Origin of the sequence: Gluconobacter albidus (assembly GCF_002723915.1) — a bacterium.
GTDB classification, from domain to species: Bacteria; Pseudomonadota; Alphaproteobacteria; order Acetobacterales; family Acetobacteraceae; genus Gluconobacter; species Gluconobacter albidus.
Map to the genome: position 1 here is coordinate 201,699 of NZ_BEWL01000002.1, position 19,397 is coordinate 221,095.

19 protein-coding genes and 1 tRNA gene are annotated in these 19,397 nt (G+C 59.6%); 5 read left to right on the forward strand and 15 right to left on the reverse strand.

The features are described 5' to 3' along the window. Position 1: 1 nt before the first annotated feature. A complete protein-coding gene (locus tag GAL01_RS03855) occupies positions 2–2,395 on the reverse strand; it encodes a TonB-dependent receptor (protein WP_062029343.1) in 2,394 nt (797 codons plus the stop codon). A 343-nt stretch (positions 2,396–2,738) separates the two neighbouring features. On the opposite strand from GAL01_RS03855, the gene GAL01_RS03860 reads away from it, so the two are divergent. After that, on the forward strand, positions 2,739–4,154 hold the full coding sequence (locus tag GAL01_RS03860; protein WP_197458976.1) for an FAD-binding oxidoreductase: 1,416 nt from the start codon (positions 2,739–2,741) through the stop codon (positions 4,152–4,154). A 17-nt stretch (positions 4,155–4,171) separates the two neighbouring features. On the opposite strand, the gene GAL01_RS03865 is transcribed toward GAL01_RS03860, so the two are convergent. Continuing rightward, positions 4,172–5,080 carry a LysR substrate-binding domain-containing protein gene (locus tag GAL01_RS03865; protein WP_082790688.1) on the reverse strand — a complete coding sequence of 303 codons (909 nt, stop codon included), beginning with the start codon at positions 5,078–5,080 and terminating at the stop codon, positions 4,172–4,174. Between the two features lie 98 nt (positions 5,081–5,178). Here GAL01_RS03865 and GAL01_RS03870 point away from each other — a divergent pair, with 98 nt between their 5' ends. Continuing rightward, positions 5,179–6,147: a carbon-nitrogen hydrolase family protein gene (locus GAL01_RS03870; RefSeq protein ID WP_062029341.1), complete on the forward strand. Its 969-nt coding sequence runs from the start codon at positions 5,179–5,181 to the stop codon at positions 6,145–6,147. 167 nt (positions 6,148–6,314) lie between these two features. On the opposite strand, the gene GAL01_RS03875 is transcribed toward GAL01_RS03870, so the two are convergent. The 8 genes from GAL01_RS03875 to hisB all read right to left on the reverse strand — a co-directional run bounded on the left by GAL01_RS03875 (position 6,315) and on the right by hisB (position 10,955). Continuing rightward, positions 6,315–6,390: transfer RNA gene (locus GAL01_RS03875), tRNA-Glu, on the reverse strand. Positions 6,391–6,438: 48 nt separating this feature from the next. Beyond that, the gene (locus GAL01_RS03880; protein WP_062109904.1) at positions 6,439–6,807 is read right to left on the reverse strand and encodes a histidine triad nucleotide-binding protein; all 369 of its coding nucleotides are present in this window, start codon (positions 6,805–6,807) and stop codon (positions 6,439–6,441) included. Positions 6,808–6,821: 14 nt separating this feature from the next. Further along, positions 6,822–7,223, reverse strand: coding sequence for a phosphoribosyl-ATP diphosphatase (locus GAL01_RS03885; RefSeq protein WP_062109905.1), 402 nt, complete (start codon positions 7,221–7,223; stop codon positions 6,822–6,824). Between the two features lie 4 nt (positions 7,224–7,227). Then, positions 7,228–7,989, reverse strand: a complete 762-nt coding sequence (hisF, locus tag GAL01_RS03890) for an imidazole glycerol phosphate synthase subunit HisF (RefSeq protein WP_062028934.1) — start codon at positions 7,987–7,989, stop codon at positions 7,228–7,230. Next, positions 7,983–9,341 (reverse strand): 1-(5-phosphoribosyl)-5-[(5-phosphoribosylamino)methylideneamino]imidazole-4-carboxamide isomerase, encoded by a 1,359-nt coding sequence (gene hisA, locus GAL01_RS03895; RefSeq protein ID WP_062029011.1) that lies wholly within the window; start codon positions 9,339–9,341, stop codon positions 7,983–7,985. The genes hisF and hisA overlap by 7 nt, the downstream gene beginning before the upstream one ends. Then, on the reverse strand, positions 9,338–9,976 hold the full coding sequence (gene hisH / locus GAL01_RS03900; protein WP_062028936.1) for an imidazole glycerol phosphate synthase subunit HisH: 639 nt from the start codon (positions 9,974–9,976) through the stop codon (positions 9,338–9,340). The genes hisA and hisH overlap by 4 nt, the downstream gene beginning before the upstream one ends. Next, on the reverse strand, positions 9,961–10,362 hold the full coding sequence (locus GAL01_RS03905; RefSeq protein WP_062028938.1) for a hypothetical protein: 402 nt from the start codon (positions 10,360–10,362) through the stop codon (positions 9,961–9,963). The genes hisH and GAL01_RS03905 overlap by 16 nt, the downstream gene beginning before the upstream one ends. Beyond that, positions 10,359–10,955: an imidazoleglycerol-phosphate dehydratase HisB gene (gene hisB, locus GAL01_RS03910; RefSeq protein WP_062028941.1), complete on the reverse strand. Its 597-nt coding sequence runs from the start codon at positions 10,953–10,955 to the stop codon at positions 10,359–10,361. The genes GAL01_RS03905 and hisB overlap by 4 nt, the downstream gene beginning before the upstream one ends. 224 nt (positions 10,956–11,179) lie before the next feature. Between hisB and GAL01_RS03915 the strand changes: the two genes are divergently transcribed. Further along, positions 11,180–11,782, forward strand: a complete 603-nt coding sequence (locus GAL01_RS03915) for a nitroreductase family protein (protein ID WP_062028942.1) — start codon at positions 11,180–11,182, stop codon at positions 11,780–11,782. A 4-nt stretch (positions 11,783–11,786) separates the two neighbouring features. Further along, positions 11,787–12,971: a 5-demethoxyubiquinol-8 5-hydroxylase UbiM gene (gene ubiM, locus GAL01_RS03920; protein ID WP_062029013.1), complete on the forward strand. Its 1,185-nt coding sequence runs from the start codon at positions 11,787–11,789 to the stop codon at positions 12,969–12,971. 48 nt (positions 12,972–13,019) lie between these two features. On the opposite strand, the gene GAL01_RS03925 is transcribed toward ubiM, so the two are convergent. The 3 genes from GAL01_RS03925 to GAL01_RS03935 all read right to left on the reverse strand — a co-directional run bounded on the left by GAL01_RS03925 (position 13,020) and on the right by GAL01_RS03935 (position 17,243). Further along, on the reverse strand, positions 13,020–13,505 hold the full coding sequence (locus tag GAL01_RS03925) for a hypothetical protein (RefSeq protein ID WP_062028944.1): 486 nt from the start codon (positions 13,503–13,505) through the stop codon (positions 13,020–13,022). 93 nt (positions 13,506–13,598) lie between these two features. Then, on the reverse strand, positions 13,599–16,025 hold the full coding sequence (locus GAL01_RS03930) for a DUF3772 domain-containing protein (RefSeq protein ID WP_174694437.1): 2,427 nt from the start codon (positions 16,023–16,025) through the stop codon (positions 13,599–13,601). 144 nt (positions 16,026–16,169) lie between these two features. Further along, complete coding sequence (locus GAL01_RS03935; RefSeq protein ID WP_062028946.1) at positions 16,170–17,243, reverse strand: quinone-dependent dihydroorotate dehydrogenase; 1,074 nt, start codon at positions 17,241–17,243, stop codon at positions 16,170–16,172. Positions 17,244–17,356: 113 nt separating this feature from the next. Here GAL01_RS03935 and GAL01_RS03940 point away from each other — a divergent pair, with 113 nt between their 5' ends. Next, the gene (locus GAL01_RS03940) at positions 17,357–17,596 is read left to right on the forward strand and encodes a hypothetical protein (protein WP_062028947.1); all 240 of its coding nucleotides are present in this window, start codon (positions 17,357–17,359) and stop codon (positions 17,594–17,596) included. A 17-nt stretch (positions 17,597–17,613) separates the two neighbouring features. Here GAL01_RS03940 and GAL01_RS03945 read toward each other — a convergent pair whose 3' ends face one another. Together GAL01_RS03945 and GAL01_RS03950 are read right to left on the reverse strand one after the other, a co-directional pair. Next, a complete protein-coding gene (locus GAL01_RS03945; RefSeq protein WP_062028949.1) occupies positions 17,614–18,465 on the reverse strand; it encodes a sugar phosphate isomerase/epimerase family protein in 852 nt (283 codons plus the stop codon). 4 nt (positions 18,466–18,469) lie between these two features. Next, entirely contained in the window at positions 18,470–19,279 is an 810-nt protein-coding gene (locus GAL01_RS03950; protein WP_062028951.1) for an alpha/beta fold hydrolase, read from the reverse strand. Positions 19,280–19,397: the final 118 nt, after the last annotated feature.

A 19,397-nucleotide genomic window follows, 5' to 3' on the forward strand; every position in this document is an offset into this window, starting at 1 on the left:
GTTAGAAATCGGAGCTTAGGGAGAAGGCAACCGCAAAATCTCCGCCGACATAATAGGTCGGTGTCCCGGCGGCGACGGCTGTTCCGAAAATCCCCTTTGTTGCGCGGGCGTTCGTGGCGATGCCGTTCACGCCGGACAGATAGTGCTCGTCGCCGATATTCATCAGGTTGAGCTGGATCTGCGGATGCTGGGCCGGGCCGATTTTCCTGAAGCGGTAACCGGCGGACAGGTTGGCCGTCTTGAATGCCGGAATGCTCTGGTCATTCATGAAAGTGCTGTATTGTGAATCCACGTAGTTGAAAGTGAAGTTTCCGAAGAAACGGGTGTCGTCGTAGCTCAGACCGATTGATCCGGTGAATTTGGGAGCGAGAACAGCAGCTTTTCCCTTGGTCGGCAGGTAATCGTTTCCGACCTGGATGTTGTTGCCCATTTCGGAATGGAGATACTGGCCCGAAATATAGGGGGAGAAATGATGCCATGCAGGGAGGCTCAGTTCCGCCTGTACGCCGCGGATCGTCTGACCGCCGCCATTGACCGAGAAGGACTGCGGGCTGTTGTTGACGTAGGTGATGCTGGAAATCTGGCGGTTGGTCAGATTGTAGTTAAACGCTGCCGCCGAGAAGTTGACTGCGCCGTAATGGCGATAGCCGATTTCTTCGGAGATCGAATATTCCGGCTTGAGGTTGCTCGAATGGCTGCTGGTCTTTCTTCCCGTTGTGGCGCTGTAGATGTCGACATAGGCGCTCAGAGCGGCCGGTTCCTTGAAGGCCGTCGACGCACTGAAATAGACCTGGTCATGGGGGGTGATCCGATAGCTGACTGAAAGCTGTGGCAGCGGCTCTGCATCGTTCTTGTTAACGGCATAAGTCGGGCCGGGCATCGCGCTGGTGGCATGGCGGGAGACCATGACTTCCTTGAACCCTACATTCAGCACGAGGCGATCGTCGAAAAATTTCATCGTATCGTTGATGAAGAGGGCGTTTGTCTGCTGGATGAGATGACCATTATAGGTTCCGATGACCGTTCCCGAAGACGATTTGATCGGATTGCCGCCATACTCGTTCATCACGTTGCCGTTGGGTTCGACTGGTGTGTACGAAGTGTTTTCGTTGTGGTCGAAGTAATCGTACCAGTAGCCGACCTGAAGGGTATTGAATTTGTGCTTCCATGTCAGGGTTGCGTTCTGGCCACCCGCGGCCTGCGTATAGGCATCGACGTTTTCCACGGTAGCGACATTGTTGATGCTGTAGGGTAGCTGCACCGTTCCGACCGACTGGTCTCCGACGAACATCGAATTCCCGTTGACGTTTGCACCACTGTTGATGAAGCCGCGCGTATACATGATGTAAGGCGTGATCTTGAACGTCAGTTCCGGCAGAAGTTCGAACTCCGTCGGCATGGCGGCGATGACGTTCTGCCGCTGGTTGAAGCGCAGCTTGTAGTAATTGGATGTGCCGTAGGAGTATTTTCCGGCGTAGTTATAGGAAATTCCGTCCTGCTTCCACTGGCTCAGGATGGGGTTGGTGTAGACGTCCGTGCGCATCCAGTTCCAGGCGAAGAACGGGGCGATGCTGTTATGGCCCCATTCCTTCAGAAAATGGCTGTCGACATGATAACGCTTCGTGTTGCCCGATCCACGCCAGTTGTTCACTTCCGTGTGGGAAAAGGACGTGTAGTTCCGGATGCCGGTATGGCCGATTTCGCCGCTATCGAGGCGGATAAACTGTCGGTTGAGGGATTTGTTGCCACCGCTGAGGTCGATGTACCCGCCCGCCTTGTGGGAAGGCTGCCGCGCAGAAGCCCGGATCTGACCGCCCACCGAGTTGTAGACAGGAGCCTCAATATCAGGCGAACCCTGTGAAACCTCGAGATGGCTGATGTTCTCAGTATCGGACCACTCGGTTGCGAATGGTGTGTAGTAGAGGCGATCGCCTGCAGGCATGCCTTCATATGTCGTGCCCAGTTCGGTCTGGTTCAGGCCGCGGATGGAGACGTTCATACGGTCGCTGAGACCCAGGGGATCATTGGCTGCAACAACGACGCCCGGGCTCATTGCAAGAAGGGTCACCGCATTGGCTGTCGGTGACTGTTTGGCAATGTAGTCCCGGGAGACGCCGCTGACGGATTTTGCTGCGCTCTGCACGGGCATCAGACCTCCGCCCGGCGTCGTGTTCGTAGCGCCGTTGGCATCGACGGCCTGTTTGCGGACCGAGATATATTCGTCCTTGTGCGCGGGAATGGCTTTGGGAGCGGGGTGGGAAGTTTCCCGGCTGCGAGGAGCATGATGTGTAGGAGCGGGTTTTCCGGTTTTCACACTGGATGCTGCCAGCGCTGGCTGGAAGTATAGCGCACAGCCCGACAGAAGAAGGATTTTATAACCGTTTTTCGTCAGCATATCGGCAGTTCCGTTCCAGCCATAAAATTTGGTGTGATACAGAAACGATAAGCGATGCAAACAGCAGAATCTTGCTCTAAATCTATCATGATAATCAGAATTGGACCGGTTGGTATTTATTTTTATTATACCCCTTGAGGCTAGGGGAAGGCTGACTATAAGAAAGTTCCCGGTTGTAACGATCCGGGATGATTGCGTTCCAGGAAGATGATGCGGACACGGAAGTGACAGCAGTGGGAGGCGGCCGTTTCCGTGCTGTCTTTGATATGTCAGGCCAATATCTGAGGACTCTCCCAGAAACCGGGGATCGCATGCGGCTGAATGTCAGGTCAGGACAGGAGTGATGATGGAAATGGATAACCGGATAGAGGCGATCCATGCCGGATTGCAGGCGATTGTCGGGGTGGATCAGGTCTTCGCGGGGTCTGCAACGGAGCGCTGGTCACGGGATTGGACAGGCCAGTTCGAGGGACAGCCTCTGGCCGTTGTCCGTCCCGCAAATCGTGATGAGGTCGCCGCGATCCTGCGTCTTGCAGGCCAGTATCATGTTCCGGTCGTTCCGATCGCCGGCAATACCGGCCTCAATGGCGGAGCTTATGGACCGGAGGCCATTCTGGTTTCCATCGAACGGATGAACAGGATCCGCGAGATCAGAAATGATGCCCGTGTGGCCATTGTCGAAGCCGGCGTCATTGTGGCAGCGCTTGATTCCGCGGCCGCTCAGCACGGTTTGACGTTTCCGCTTGCGTTTGGAGCGGCGGGTTCTGCGATGATTGGGGGCGTGCTCTCCACCAATGCGGGGGGTGCGAATGTCCTGCGTTACGGCAACGTGCGCGATCTTTGTCTGGGGCTTGAAGTTGTGCTTCCGGACGGCTCTGTCCTTGATCTGATGACGGCCCTGAAGAAAGACAATTCCGGTTTCGATCTGCGTGATCTCATCATCGGAGCGGAAGGGCAGCTCGGGATCATTACTGCGGCCATCCTGAAACTGCATCCTCGACCTCTGTTTCATGCAACGGCGCTGGTCGCGCTTGAAGATCTGAGCGTAGCACCTGCATTGCTGAATGCTTTCCAGGATGCTTCTGGGAATGCCGTGACGGCCTATGAGTTCATGTCCCGCAGTTACGTTGCCGGATATGAGGCCCTCGTGCCGGCGGGCCGCCGGTTTTTCGATGTCTCCTATCCTGCGGTTCTTCTTGTGGAACTGGCGACTGTGCGGAACGAGGAGCTAGGGGAGATTCTGGAGACAGTTCTGGCTGATGCTCTGGAGAGGGGGATACTGGTGGATGCCGTTGTCGCCCAGAGTGACACACAGCGTCAGGAAATGTGGGCGCTCCGGGAGGCCGCCGCAGAACTCGCCTTTCAACGCCATCCCGTCATTGATACTGATGTTGCCGTTCCGCTGGATCGGATTCCAGACTACCTCGACCGTATTCCGGAAATCATGGCTGCAATAGATCCCGGATTTACGGACATTGCCGTCGCGCATTTTGGTGACGGAAACATCCATTATACGGTGTGGCCCTCAGGAAGTGACCCCGCAGTCGAAGCGGCCCTGCGTGCAGCCATTGATGCTCTCGCAGTGGAAATGGACGGGACATTCTCGGCAGAACATGGGATCGGTCTTTGCAAGCTGCCATCCATGGCGCGGCACAAAAACACTGTGGCTCTTGATATGATGCGGGCGATCAAGGCGGCTTTTGATCCTGGAAATATCCTGAATCCCGGCAAGACCCTGCCGGGTGTGAACGTGGGATAGTCCGCTCTCCGGACGGGTTAATTTTCTGTTTTCCGAAACTGTGCGAAAGCGTCGCGGATGATCTGACGTATCCAGGGATTATCTGCCGTACGCTGCCAGAGTAACGACACAGAATATTCGCCCAGATCAATGGGCGCCGCGCAGACCGTAAGGCCCGAAACTGCAGCAATACTTCGAGCGGCGTGCACTGGTAGTGTGGCAACAGCCCGCGTCCCGGTCAGGAATGGTGGTAGTGCAGAGAAATGCGTTAAAGCCGTTTGTACCCGTCGCGACAGGCCAAGATTCTTCAGGACATGATCTACAATGCCCTCGCGGCCTGAAAACGACACCAGAAGATGTGGCAGAGCCAGATAGTCTTCGAGACGCAGTGGAAGTGTAAGGCCACAGGCGATCGGATCAAGCAGACAGGCATAACCGGACTGTCCAATCTCCTGCTGCTGTAATCCGGAACGCACGTTTGGCTGTGCAACCAGGGCAAAGTCGATTTCGCCCGCTGCGAAAAGCGCCTCGACCCGGTGCCTGTTGGCCTGCCTGAACGTTACTGAAATACGGGGCGCTTCCGCTGCCAGCCGCCTTGCGATCAGTGGGCCGATTGCGATCTGGAAATCGTCTGACATTCCCAAGGAAAAGTGCTGCCGGCTGGTTGCCGGATCAAATGCCGTGACGGTCGAGAACGCTGTATGGATCCGGGCCACTCCGTCCTGAAGTGGCTCTGCCATGGCAATCGCCCGAAGGGTGGGTTGCATGCCCTCACGCGTACGGACGAACAATGGATCATCTGCCGCTTCCCGCAGGCGCGCCAGAGAAGCACTGACAGCCGACTGGCTCAGGGACAATCGGTGTGCCGCTCTGGAGACGCTGCGTTCTTCCCAGAGTGCGAGAAAGGTGGTGGCCAGATTGAAATCAAGGCGTGAAATATCGACCATGGTGATTTTGACTATCAAAACAATCAATTTGCCCGATAATGCAGGGAAGTCCACTCTCTCCGCCATTGCAATCCACCACCTCCATAAGAGATCCGGACATGAGCCAGCGTCGCGTCGCCGTCATTCAGGCAGGAACCAGTCTCTTCGACACCCCCCGCACACTGGATCGGATGGAAGCCCATTGCGAAGCTGCTGCGGCACAGGGCGTTGAGCTTGCAGTCTTTCCGGAGGCGTATGTCGGCGGCTATCCAAAGGGGCTAAATTTCGGCGCTGTTCTGGGCAGTCGTTTCCCGGGAGGGCGTGAGGACTATCTGCGCTACTGGAAAGCGGCAATTGATGTGCCAGGGGTAGAAACAGCGCGGATCGGCTCTTTCGCAGCGAAAATGAAGGCACATCTTGTCGTTGGTGTCATCGAGCGTGACGGCGCCACGCTTTACTGTACGGCGCTTTTTTTCGGGCCTGACGGAAATCTTCTGGGCAAACATCGCAAGCTGATGCCGACCGGAACCGAAAGGCTGGTCTGGGGGCAGGGGGACGGTTCGACCATTCCAGTCTTCGATACGGATATCGGGCGGATCGGAGCTGCAATCTGCTGGGAAAATTATATGCCAGACCTGCGTCAGAGCATGTATGCACGGGGCATCAATCTCTGGTGCGCGCCCACGGTGGACGAGCGCGACATCTGGCAGGCTTCAATGCGGCATATTGCCTATGAAGGGCGGACGTTTGTTCTCAGCGCCTGTCAGTACATGACGCGCGCCGACGCGCCAGAAAATTATACCTGCCATCAGGGCAATGACCCGGAGACCGTGCTCATTCGTGGCGGCAGCGTGATCGTCAGTCCGCTCGGGGAAATCATTGCCGGACCAATCTATGATCGTGAAGCCGTCCTTACGGCCGATATTGATCTGGACGACGTGATCCGCGGCAAATACGATCTCGACGTTGCCGGCCATTATGCACGCCCTGACGTCTTCAGCCTGCGGGTTAACGATAGCCCGCAGCGTCCTGTAGTATTCTCTGAGGCAGTAAATACTTCGTCCGTTTTCAAAGAAACTTCCGAATAAATTCACCTGCCGTGCGTGATGCCGACGTAATTCAGCGGGTTACATGTCGTAAAGGCCTGAATCAGAGCCCGTATTTTCCCGATTATTTCAGGAATAACCCAACATTTTAAAAGTTGACCTGCCGCTTAATCATCTGTGAAATTTGCACAAGACTGCAATAAATCAGATGGTGTCCCATAGGGGATTCGAACCCCTGTTGCCGCCGTGAGAGGGCAGTGTCCTAGGCCTCTAGACGAATGGGACGAGGCGAAGGGCTTAATAGGAGGCCCTTCGGATCTTGGCAAGCATTATTTAGGAAGTTTTTTGTGTCAGGAGGGGACCCAGGCTTTTTCCGCCGAAGAGATGAACATGGAAATGGGGAACTTCCTGTCCGGAATTGGGGCCGGAATTGCTGATGAGTCGAAAACCTTCGTGGGTCAGGCCCTGTTCTTCAGCGATTTTTGAGACCGCGCGCCAGAAGCCCGTGATTTCTTCCGCAGAGGCTGTCGCACCGAAATCGGCAATGGAAACGTAAGGGCCCTTGGGGATGACCAGAACGTGGATCGGAGCCTGCGGGGCGATGTCGTGGAAGGCAAGGGCGAAGTCGTCTTCATAAACGGTATGCGCAGGAATTTCTCTGCGCAGGATGCGGGCGAAGATATTGCCGGGATCGTATGTCATGGTCGGGCTCCTGCTCAGCCGAGCTTTTCCTTGGGGCGGGCAGCTTTTTCGGCGATGCCGCTCGTGCCTTCGCGGCGCTTGAGCTCTGTCCAGACGTCTTCGGGTGAGACGCCTGCGTCCACCCACATGACGATCAGGTGGTACAGCACGTCCGCGCTTTCCCCGATCAGTTCCTTGCGGTTGCCGTTGACGGCTTCGATCAGGCATTCCACGGCTTCTTCGCCGAATTTCTGGGCGATCTTGTTGCGGCCGCGGGACATCAGGCGCGCGGAATGGCTAAGCGACGGATCAGTGCCACGACGGGACTGAACCGTGTCATAGAGGCGCTGGAGGACCTGTTCCTGCAGGGCATCAGACTTTTTATCGTCCTGCTGCTTCGAAGGCTTTGGAGCCGGTTTGGTGGCGGGTTTACCCATGATCTTATTCTCCAAGCCTGACCGGCAGGCCGGCCTTGTTCAGCGCGTTCTTGACTTCATCAATCCGGAACTGGCCGAAGTGGAACACACTTGCCGCCAGAAGGCCACTTGCGCCAACTTCTGCACCTTCCACGAAATGCTGTAATTCGCCCACACCACCAGAAGCGACGACCGGAACTGTCACGGCGTTGCAGACCGCGCGCAGCAGGTCGAGGTCAAAGCCTGCGCGGGTGCCGTCGCGGTCCATGCTGGTGAGCAGGATTTCGCCTGCGCCCAGATCCTGCATTTTCCGCGCCCATTCCACGACATCCAGCCCCGTGGGTTCGCGGCCGCCCTTGGCATAGACTTCCCATCCGCCCTGTCCATTGGATCGTGCGTCGATGGCGACGACAATGCACTGGCTGCCGAAGCGTTCAGAAGCTTCGCGGATCAGGGCCGGATTTTTGATGGCGGCCGAGTTGACGGCGCATTTATCGGCACCGGCCAGCAGGAGGCGGCGCATGTCTTCACAGGTGCGCACCCCTCCACCCACGGTCAGGGGGAGGCAGATAGCCTCGGCCGTGCGGCGGACGACATCAAGGATGGTGTCCCGGTTTTCGACGCTGGCCGTGATGTCGAGAAAGGTCAGTTCGTCAGCGCCGGCAGCGTCATAGAGCTTGGCCTGTTCGACCGGATCGCCCGCATCGCGCAGGGAGACGAAGTTCACGCCTTTGACGACGCGACCGTCCTTGACGTCCAGACAGGGGATGACGCGCAGTTTCAGCATGATCCGAGGACGTCCAGAGCGTCTTTGAGCGCGATGCGACCATCATAGAGGGCGCGACCGACAATGGCACCGGAAATGCCTGGAACGTCCCGTGCGATGTCGCGCAGGGCCTTGAGATGCTCCAGATTGCCGACCCCGCCGCTGGCGATGACGGGAATGGACAGGCGGCGGGCCATATCGGCGGTCTGTTCCAGATCCAGCCCGGCCAGCATGCCGTCGCGGGTGATCTCGGTGAAGATCACAGCGGCGACACCGGCATCTTCCATGCGCAAAGCAAGGTCGTTGGCTTCGAGTTCGGAGACTTCTGCCCAGCCTTCGGTGGCGACGCGGCCCTGTCGGGCGTCGATGCCAGCGACGATGCGCCCCGGGAAAGCACGAGCGGCCTGCCGAACCAGTTCGGGGTCCTTGACGGCCACGGAGCCGAGAATGACGCGGGAGACGCCCGCTTCGAGCCAGCGTTCAATCGCAGCCATATCCCGGATGCCACCGCCGAGCTGTACGGGAAGGCTTGTAGCCTTCACGATGGATTCAATGGCCGGAATATTGGTGGAGCGGCCAGCAAAGGCACCGTTCAGATCCACGACATGGATGTGACGGCACCCGGCCTCGGCGAACAGACGGGCCTGTGCCCCGGGATCGTCGGAATAATGGGTGGCATCTTCCATTTCCCCGCGGCGCAGGCGGACGCAGGCGCCGTCCTTGAGGTCGATGGCAGGATAGAGCGTCAGGCCGTGTGCCGGAGCGTGCGCTTCCGGTTCGGCGAGCGCATCGGGTGCGGAACCACTGGCGTCAGGCATCGCGATGCTGGACTGCCAGCGGGCGGCCTCGTTCTCGTTTGCCAGAAGTTTTGAGAGAAAAAGTCCGCGCACCGTCTGCCCTCCGATCCGTGCATAATAAGGATGCGTGCCCCAGTGTTCGAATTCGAATGACCGGAACAGCCCGATAGCGGCGACATGCGTTTCGCGGATGTCGCAGTTTACAACCTTGCAGCCAATGGCCTTTGCGCCCTTGAGCATGGCTTCCAGAAGCGCGCGTCCCAGACCGCGGCCTCGGGCATAGGGCGCCACGAAAAAGCCGGTCAGGTTGGCGGTTGCCGCATGGGCTTCATAACTTGCAGGGGGACGCACAAGCTGCCCCGCGCCGCAGATCACACCATTTTCGCGTACGACGTAGAAGCTGCGCTCAGGGACGAGCAGCAGCCCTTCGAAATAGCGAGCGAGAGCCTGCGGGCCAGGAGGCTGGAGCCAGCCGAAGCCGCCGCCGTCCAGAATGCCGGCCGATGTCGCTTCGATCAGGGCATCCAGATCTTCGGGTGATAGCGACGAGACGACCCGTTCGCAGGTGATCGTCATGAAGTCCACCGCAGGAAGTTGCCGAGGATAGTCAGGCCGACATCCTGGCTTTTTTCAACGTGGAACTGCGTGCCGCAGCGGTTCCCGCGAGCGACGATGGCCGGAACCTGCGTGCCGTACTGCGCGGTGGCGACCAGATCGCTGTCCGTCCCGTCATGCAGGGCATAGGAGTGAACGAAATAACCGTGATTGCCAGGCGTGAGACCGTCCGTCAGCAGATGCGCGCCGGGCGTGAAGTCCAGCGTGTTCCAGCCCATATGCGGCAGGCGCAGGCCCGCACTGGCGGCTTCATCCATGCGGCGGATATTGCCGGAAATCCAGCCCAGCCCTTCGGTGCGTCCATGTTCGAGGCCATATTCGCACATAAGCTGCATGCCGACGCAGATGCCGAGAAAGGGTGTACCATTGGCGGTTGCGGTTTCCAGCATAGTGCGCAGTTCCGGGCCGAGACCCTGCGCGCAGTCTGCGAATGCGCCCTGACCGGGGAGGATCAGGCGGTCTGCGGTGAGGATGTCGTCTGCGTCGCGGGAGATGACGACATCGGCCTCGATTCCCTTGCGCGTCGCGGCCTTGCGGGCAGCCTGTGCGGCCGAGGCGAGATTTCCGCCATTGTAGTCAATTACGACGACGCGCATGGAAACTCCGGGGATGTGCCGTAGGAAGGGGCGTATTGCTGCTGGTCCATCCAGCGCAGGAGCGCGATGTCCCGGCTGGGGGCGGCGATGGGCGTGCCGGGGACGCGGCCGTTCAGGCGCTGTTCCCACAGACGGATCTCAGCCGTGAAGCTGGCGAGCACAACGTGGATGGCCACGATCAGGTCCAGCCGGGACCAGAATCCTTTCAGGACATGCAGCAGGATCATCGTCACGGCTGCGGCCAGAAGGGCGGAAATCCATGCGCCATAGGTCAGCAGACCAAACCAGCCGAAAAACAGGACGCGCCATGAAAAGCCGTCCTGCACCATGACGGGCATCTGCGGGCCGGAAGCACCGGGCTTTGTGCAGGGAATGTAAAGCTTCACAGCACGCCCTTGGTGGAGGGAATGGCTCCCGCCGAACGCGGATCATGCGAGACCGCCACCTTCAGGGCGCGGGCAACGGCCTTGAAGCCGCTTTCGGCGATGTGATGGGCGTTTGTGCCGGCCTTGCAGGTCAGATGCAGGGCGATATGGGCGGACATGGCGAAGGCGCGGAAAAACTCTTCGAACAGTTCCGTGTCCATCGTGCCGATCTTCTCGCGGGGGAAGACGACATTCCATGCGAGATAGGGACGGCCGGAAATATCCACCGCGGCTTCGCACAGGGCTTCGTCCAGCGGGACGAGGGCATGGCCGAAACGCTCGATGCCGCGCTTGTCGCCGATGGCCTGACGGAAGGCCTGTCCGAAAACGATGCCGACATCCTCGACGGTATGATGCCCGTCGATATGCAGGTCTCCCCTGGCCTTCAGGTCAAGGTTGAAGCCGCCATGTTTGGCCAGCGCCGTCAGCATGTGATCGAAAAAGCCGATGCCGCTGTCCACGTCGGAGCGGCCTTCGCCGTCGAGCGTGAGGGCAAGGGTGATGTCGGTTTCGCTGGTGGCGCGATGCAGGCTGGCGTGGCGGATGTCGTTCATGACATCCCTGCTACACCAGCATGGCGCGGATTTCCACGTTGTCCAGCCAACATGAGTGCAAAATCCGTACGTAGGCAGAAAGAAAAAGCAAAGGCAGAAAAAGGGAGCGGGGAAAGTACGTTCTCGCGGGAGATGGCCCGAAAGGGCGTCACGTTTCCTTGAAGTGGGCCGTGTCAGGAAATTGCCCTTGGCGGGGAGGAGAGATAGGCCCATATTTCCTGATTATGGCACATCATCATTCTCCCCTCGACGTCCTTCTCTCCCGCGCCTCGACGGACCATCTCGTCGAGCCTCCACCGAAGGGGGATGACCTCCGCACCATTCTCTCCGCAGGTCTGCGGGCCCCGGATCACGGGAAGATGCGGCCCTGGCGCTATACGGTGATCAAGGGCAAGCATCGCGAGGCGTTCGCGGATCTCGTGGTGGAAGCGATGGGGCGGCAGGAGCCTGATGCGCCCGAGGCCAAGAAGACCAAGCGCCATCACCGCTTTTCCAACATGCCGATGATCATAGCACTCGGGATGCATCTTAAGCCGGAAGGAAAAATCCCGGTCATCGAACAGGAAATGGCTGTGGCGGCAGGGGCGATGAACGTCCTGAACGCGCTCCATGCGTCCGGATTCGGCGGCATGTGGGTGACGGGTCCATTCTGCGAGGACCGCGTACTTCTTGAGTCGCTCGGGCTGCCCGAGCCGCATCGTCTGGCAGGTTTCCTGTTCGTCGGAACGCCCGGAAAGCATTCGGATGAGCGCAAACGTCCTGAAGTCGACGATTACATGGCGGTCTGGAAGGGAGACGCCATCAAGTTCGCTGCTGATGCCGGCTGAGCTGATGCGTTACGACGTTATTATCGCCGGTGGTGGTCCGGTCGGGCTGGCTGCGGCTCTCTCACTGGCGCGGGACGGACGCAGGGTCTGCCTTGTCGAGCGGTCATCTGTGGATGTGCTGGCCGATCCGCCTTTTGACGGGCGGGAAATCGCGCTGACACATCATGCCTCGGAATGGCTGAAGGCCGTCGGGGCATGGGACGAAATCCCCGCTGGCAGCATCTGCCCGATGTATACGGCCCGGATTGAGACCGGAAAGACGGGAAATCCGCCGCTTCTGTTCGATGCGCCAGCCGATGGCCCCGATGCGCTCGGACATATGGTGGCGAACCATCTGATCCGGCGAGCGCTGTATCGCGTGGTGTCGCGGATGCCCGGCGTGAAGATCAAGGCCGGAGAAGGCATTGCCAGTTCCTGGCACGATACGCGCTCGGCAGGCGTTGTTCTGGCCAATGGCGAGCGTCTTGAGGCTGATCTGCTGATCGCGGCAGACGGGCGTTTTTCACGCCTGCGGACCGAAGCCGGGATCGGGGCGATCGTTCACGATTTCCAGCGCAAAATCATGGTCTGCCGGATGCGGCATCCCGAGCCGCATGCCAATACGGCGCTTCAGTGGTTTGATGAAGGGCAGACGATTGCTCTTCTGCCGGTCGCAGCAGATGACCGTCCGGGCTCCTGTTCGTCGCTGGTTCTGACGCTGGAGCCGGACGAGATCGCGCGTCTCAAGGCGCTCGATGGGAAGGCCTTCAGCGAAGATATCACCGCCCGTACGCAGGGCCGTATGGGGCCAATGACGCTGGAGAGCGCGCGCTGCGTCTATCCGCTCAAAGCCGTTTACGCCCATCGCTTTCAGGCGCCGCGTCTGGCCCTGATCGGGGATGCCGCGGTGGGGATGCACCCGATTACGGCGCACGGGTTCAATCTTGGCCTCAAGGGGCAGGAGGTTCTGGCCAAGGCGATTGCGGACGGCCCGGGCGATGCGGGTGACCCATCCGTTCTGTCCCGTTTCGAACGCACGCATCGTCTGGCCACGGCGCCGCTTTTTGCGGCCACCAATGCGATTGCAACCGTTTACACCCGCGACGAAGCTCCGTTCCTCATGGCGCGCCGGGCCGGGCTTGCGGTGGCCAACCGCCTTCTGCCCTTCAAGGCAGCGGTGACGAACATGCTGATGGACCGTCATGGCTGAAACTCCTGTTGCCTTCTGAAGGCGACAGGGGAGCGTCTGGAGGATTCGTCAGTTGAAATGCGCCCGCAGCAGCGGGGTGGACGAAATGCAGAGCATGATCAGCCCGAATAGCGCCATGACCTTGATGACGAAAAAACAGGCGTGGTGACGGGCATCTGCGCCGGTGGCCAGCATCATGAACGGGTCAGGATCGGGAAATCCGGTTTTGCTGTTGATCTGCACGAGCTCCAGCGCGCGTTGACGGCTGGGCGCCGCCTGTGCCCGGCGGCGCGTCATTTCAGTCCCGGAAATATCGGCTTTTTCGTGCAGGGCCGTAAGATAGAGTTCCAGATCCTCCCGGCGATAGGCAATTCTGCCATCAGGACCCTGCGTGTGCGCAGGCCCCGTGCCGAGAAGGGAAAGCAGCTTCATCCTGCGTTCTGGTAGCGCGAGATGGGCTGCTGCTTCCGCTCTGGAAAGCGTTTTGGAGCGCACAGGCAGATGAAAGACCTGTCCGCCTGACTTTTCACCGGGAATATGTGTCGGAGACGGCATCGGTCTGAATCCTGATTTCTCTGGACGGACTGACATTATGGTCAGTCCGTCCAGAAATCGAGTATTTCCCGGAGTCCCGCCCTGTATTTTTGATCAGGCTGTCGTGATGGCGATACCTTCGGAACGAAACCGGCGGAAGACGTCAAAAAGAATGGCATCCTGCACGCTGCTGGCGTCCCGGGCGGAGGCGAGGGCGATACTCAGGGTCAGGGTCAGGCTGTCTGCAGTAATGGCACTGACCCGAACTTTCGGGGCAGGTGTCGCGAGGACTTCGTCGCGATGTGCCGCAACTTCCAGCAGCATGGATTTTGCCCTTTCCGGATGGGTCGCCACCGGCACCTGAAATGTCAGGGTAAGGCTGCCCGTTGCTCCGCTCAGCGTGGCGTTCTTGACGCTTGTCGTGATGAACTGGGAGTTCGGAACGATCATGGTCGAACCATCACTCAGCCCGATATCGGTCGCGCGGATGCTGATGCGTTTGATATCGCCCCGTGTGCCGGCAATCTCAACCATGTCGCCAACGCGCACCGGCCGCTCGGCCATGAGAATAACGCCGGAGACGAAGTTCTGCACGATGGATTGCAGACCGAAACCGATACCGACCGAGAGGGCACTGACCACCCAGGTCAGGTTCTGCACGGACACCCCGGCAATGGAGAGAATACCAAGGCCAACAAGGATCCACGAGCAATAGGTGAAAATGCTGAGGATCGACGTCCGGCTGCCGATGTCGAGGCGGGTTGTGGGGAAGAAACGGTCCCTGATCCAGCTTCGGGTCTGGCGGATGATGTAATAGGCGGCCACGGCCAGCACGATGACCAGCACGACTGTATCGAGAGAGATCTTTACGCCGTGGATGGTGTTGCCGACGAACAGCAGCCAGAGCCTGTTGGTAATGTCCGTGACGCTGAAGCTGCCATCTGTCTGTGCAATGGAAAACAGCAGCAGAAGCAGCAGGATATTTCCAAGCCCGGAAAGGATCACTCCGATCTGCGACAGGCGGGGTTGGGGAAGGCCAAGCTGCATCAGGCGGAGGCTGAAGAAACTACCTTCCGAGAACAGCCGCTCCAGAACATCGCGCCAGCACAGACCCAGAAGTGCCACGATGGCCACGCCCGTGCCCAGCGAGAGCAGCCAGCCATTGAGTGTGAAGGCGAAGGCCACATAGCCCAGCAGGATGGAAATGACCGTGACGGTCAGAAGCAGGCTGGACACACCGAGTGCGGACGGCGCGAAGCCGCGCGTATCGTTCTGGTTGCCCAGTCGGCGGAACGTATCCACGGCACACAGGCCGATGGCGATGGAGAACACGATTTCCAGCAGGATCTGAAGCGTTGGGCCAAAAGCATCCTGGGCCTGAAACGCACGCAGCAGGTCCAGAAGAAGAATGCTGATCGCCAGAATCCAGTCCACTCCCCGAAGCGCCTTGCGCTCACCGGGATTGCCCTGTGCCAGAACGCCGCTCCGTCCGAATACTGGCAGACCGGCGCCAATGATGAAGCCGCAGACGGGAACGGTCTCGCCAATGATCGCACCGATCGGGCCGCCACCATCGGGCAGGGTGGCCGCAGCCCAGATGAACCATGTCAGGGTAGCGATCAGGGCTTCCAGCGCACCATTGAGCGTGATGGCAATGATGCTGGCGGAGAGAGCCTCTTTCACGCTGTCTTCAGTGGCGGGGCGGAAATGGGCACCACAACGCTTGAGCAGACGCAGGATCAGAGGGGAGCTAAGGCCAATGACCACGAAGGTGATCGCGCAGCCGATCAGGAGATGGAGCCAGTCCGCCAGAACACCGCCCGGATGAAACGAAGAGTGGTTTTCGGCGCGTTCGGTCAGGAGTGTATTCCAGAAGCGCGGAGCCAGCGGTGAAACCGTGTGTTCGGACAGTGCCGCATGCTGAAGCTGTGTGCGGCGCGCGTTGATGGCTGTGTTGAGCTGCTGGGCCTGAAGATTATAGAGTCTGGCGCGGATCAGGGCCGATTTCACGGACTGCGCATTCTGCTGCATCCGCTGGCGCTGTGCCGTGACGGAGGGATCTTCGTTTTCCGCCGCGCTGGTGCCGAGGATCTTCAGAAAAGATTCGGTGATGTTGTCATAGGACTGGATCTGCGTGACGGCGTCCTGCGTGTTCTGCTGGACCTTCTGGATCCGGGACGACAGGCTGTCGAGCTCGCTGTTGCCCGTATTTTCGTCCTTGCGGTTCAGAACGGCGAAGACCTGCCGCAGAGTGGTGGCGCTGTCGTCGAGCTGATGAGCAATGGTGGTGGAAACCGCAGCCCATCCCAGACCGGACGTGGTGGGATCGGACTGTGAATCTTTTCCAACATCTTTTTTGGAAGGCACGGCGACTGCCGGGGCGGAAGCAGCCTGAGGTGCAGCGAGCGCGATAGGAGGAGCCAGTCCGGCAAATGCCAGCGCAACAGTGACGAACAGAACACCCAGAGTACGTCCACAAACGGCTCCGGACCGCTGTCTGCTGAAAGATGAAAAGGCGCGCGCGGCAGGCCGTGTGGTCATGCGTCGGGTGTTCCGTTCAGTGTCTTGATGGGTTTTCAACGGTTTGCAGAGACAGAGGTTCGATTGCTGCGGACAGTACGGATATGAAAAGGGCACCTTTCCCGGATCAGGAAAGATGCCCCGAACCGGGAAGGACCTGAATGCTTAGTCCTGCCAGTCGACCCCATGGGCATCCGCGATCGACTCGAAGCCGTCGCGGCGCATGGCGTCCAGAAGTTCCTGTTTCATGCGGCTCAGGATGCCGGGGCCCTGAAGCACGAAGGACGAATAGATCTGCACCATGTCCGCGCCCATGCGGATGCGGGCAAGAATGTCCTCTCCGGTTTCGATCCCACCGCAGGAGATGAGCGCCAGCCGACCCTTGTTCAGCCCCGAGACAATCCGCAGCACATCCCGAGAGCGGGCTGCCAGAGGGCGTCCGGACAGGCCGCCGGTCTCGCGGGCTGCCGGATCGCGCAGGGTACCAGGACGAGCGATGGTTGTGTTGGTCAGGATCAGACCCTGCGCGCCGCCGTCGATGGCGGCCTCGAGGATCGGTTCGTAGGAGCTGTCATCCAGATCCGGCGCGAGCTTGACCAGAAGCGGCGGCCGTTCGGGATTGCGCGTGTTGATGGCCGCGAGAAGCTCTTTCAGCATCGCCGCCGACTGAAGATCCCGCAGTCCCGGTGTGTTGGGCGACGACAGGTTCATCGTGATGTAGTCGGCATACGGGCGCACGCGGGCTACAAGTTCGGGATAGTCCCGCAGCGGGTCGGAACCGGTCTTGTTGATGCCGATATTCACACCCAGCGGCACAGTCGGGCCGCGCATCCGGCCATTGGGCATCGGACGGTGCAGACGGGCGAGACGTCGGCAGAAGCGGTCAACGCCGCAGCCATTGAACCCCATGCGGTTGATGATCGCGCCGTCCTCGACCAGCCGGAACAGGCGTGGGCCCGGATTGCCGGGCTGGGGGCGAGGCGTCACGGTTCCGGCCTCGATATGCCCGAAGCCCAGCTTGGCAAGCGGGCGGATGGCGCGGGCGTCTTTATCGAACCCGGCGGCCAGGCCGATCGGGTTGGGAAAGCGCAGGCCGAGCGTGCGGGTCGAGAGGGCCGGGACGTCTTTCGGAGCCTGACCACCGAGGCCAAGAGCGAGAGAGTGAATGGCGAGTTCATGCGCCGTTTCGGTGTCGAAGCGGTGCAGGAGGGGGGTGACGAGCGTTCCGAGATCGATCATGAATCGTTTCCATACTCCAATCCGCACTGTGAAGCACCTGCCTCACAGCTCTGGACGATGGGTGACGTCGTTTTGTCTTGGCCGTGGCGTGGGGACACGATAGACGCGAGAGCATGTCCAATGCCTTCACCGCTGAATCCTATGACGAGCCTTATCTTGAGACGTGCTGCCGTTCGACGCTGCACCGGCTCCTGCTCTGTGGCGCGACGGGCCGTCCGACAGGTTTGAAGGACCAGCCCTGTCTGGAGCGACTGGAGCGGCTGGGGCTGTCTGAACTGCGAGATGACGGACGCTTCGTCATCACGCAGGACGGTCTGAAGCGGCATCGCGAGGAAATCGGGCCGACCGAATGAAAATAGTCGACTGAAAATCAGGCTGTACTGGTCCAGGCCTGATTCAGTCCTTCGCGGCAGAAGCGGATGACTTCGTTCAGGTCACGGTCATAGAGGCTGTCCGGCACGCCGGATGAGAAGATCTCCACAGTGCAGGCGCCCCGAAAACCTGCATCCCATGTGGCATGCAGCATTTCATGAAGCGGAATGCAGCCATCGCCGGGGATCAGACGGTCCGCTGCGGACCAGGGTGTGCGCCAGTCGCTGACCTGAAGAACGTTGATCTTCCGGCCTGCGGCCCGGATGGCCGCGCAGACGTCTTTCTGCTGCCAGATGTTCCAGTAATCCAGGCACAGACCCATGGCGGAGTGTCCGACGCCATCGATGATGTCCAGCGCCTGTTCGATGGTCCAGATCGCACTTTCGGTGTTTACAGAGGTCGGGTTGAGCGGTTCCAGTGACAGGGAGACACCCAGATCGTCCGCAAGGGGGCAGAGGGCACGCAGAAAGCGCACCGTCTCGTCCATGGTGCGGCGCATATTGCCCTTGGGTGGGGCGCCGGTATTGGTGACGAAAACGCTGCCGGGCACATGCGGGGCTAGGGTTTTCAGACTCCGGGTCAGACGTTCGACGCGGGCTTCGGGTGCGCCGGGCTCGGGCACCATGGCGCTGCCGAAAAATGTACGCACAGCAGGCTGCACGGCACTGACGGTCAGGCCGCTCTCTCTCACAAGGCGCATCTGTTCTTCGATGCGGTTTGGATCGAGCTTGGCTTCGCAGATCTCGATCGCATCCACGTCAAGCGCGCAGTAACGGGTTACGTCTTCCTCGAATGACCAGGGCTGGGTCGTGAATTCGTTCATGCCGAAGCTGAAAGGCAGTGTCGTCATGGGATCAGCCCTTCATGAAGTCGAGAACGGTGCGGTTGAATTTTTCGGTCTCATCGAGAAAGACCATGTGGGCACTGTCCGTAAAGTCTACGCCCTGGCAGTTGGGCATGTGCTGCGCGACCCAGGCGGGCCCCTCCGGGTTAAGGACCTTGTCCTTGCGGGCCACCATCATCAGAGCCGGAAGCGTGAAACGCGGCAGGACATCGCGCCAGTCCTGCGTGGTGTGGTCGGCCATCATGGCGCTGCGGGCATGTGAGGGACTTTGCGCCATCTCCCGAAGCAGGAAGGCCTTTTCCTCGTCCGCAAGCGGATGACAGATGCAGTTTTCCAGATTGGCCAGGTCGAAGTCTTCCGGGGTAAGGGTCAGCTGCTGCTGTACGGCCGTCAGGCCCGCCTGGTCGTAACAGTCGGCATGGCCGAGCTTCCAGTCAGCAGAATAATACTGTTTCGGGGTCTGCTGGACGAATATGGCGTTGCGGATGCGCTCTGATCCGAACAGTTCCAGATACGACCAGATGACCGGACAGCCGATCGACCAGCCCAGAACCGTGACGTCCCGCAGGTTCAGCGCCACCAGCAGATCCCGCAGATCGGCGGCCAGACGGGCGATCCTGTAACCATGTGATGGTTTTTCCGAACGTCCGTGGCCGCGCAGGTCCACAGTGATGACGCGGGCCTGTTCGGAGATCGGGCCGACATTGCGGTGAAAGAAGCGTCCCGAAAACGTCCAGCCATGAATCATGACGATGGGCCGTCCGTGCCCCTGTTCCTCGTAATGGATGCGGATTCCGTCACTGGTCGTGATATGCGGCATGGTCTTCTCCGTAAAAGCACTGGCCGGATGGGCGTGGAAACTGTCACAGGCCATAGCGCGCGGACCGTAAGGCGGGTTGCGTTCAAAGGAGCGTTTGCGCTTGCGGGGGCAGGGCGGT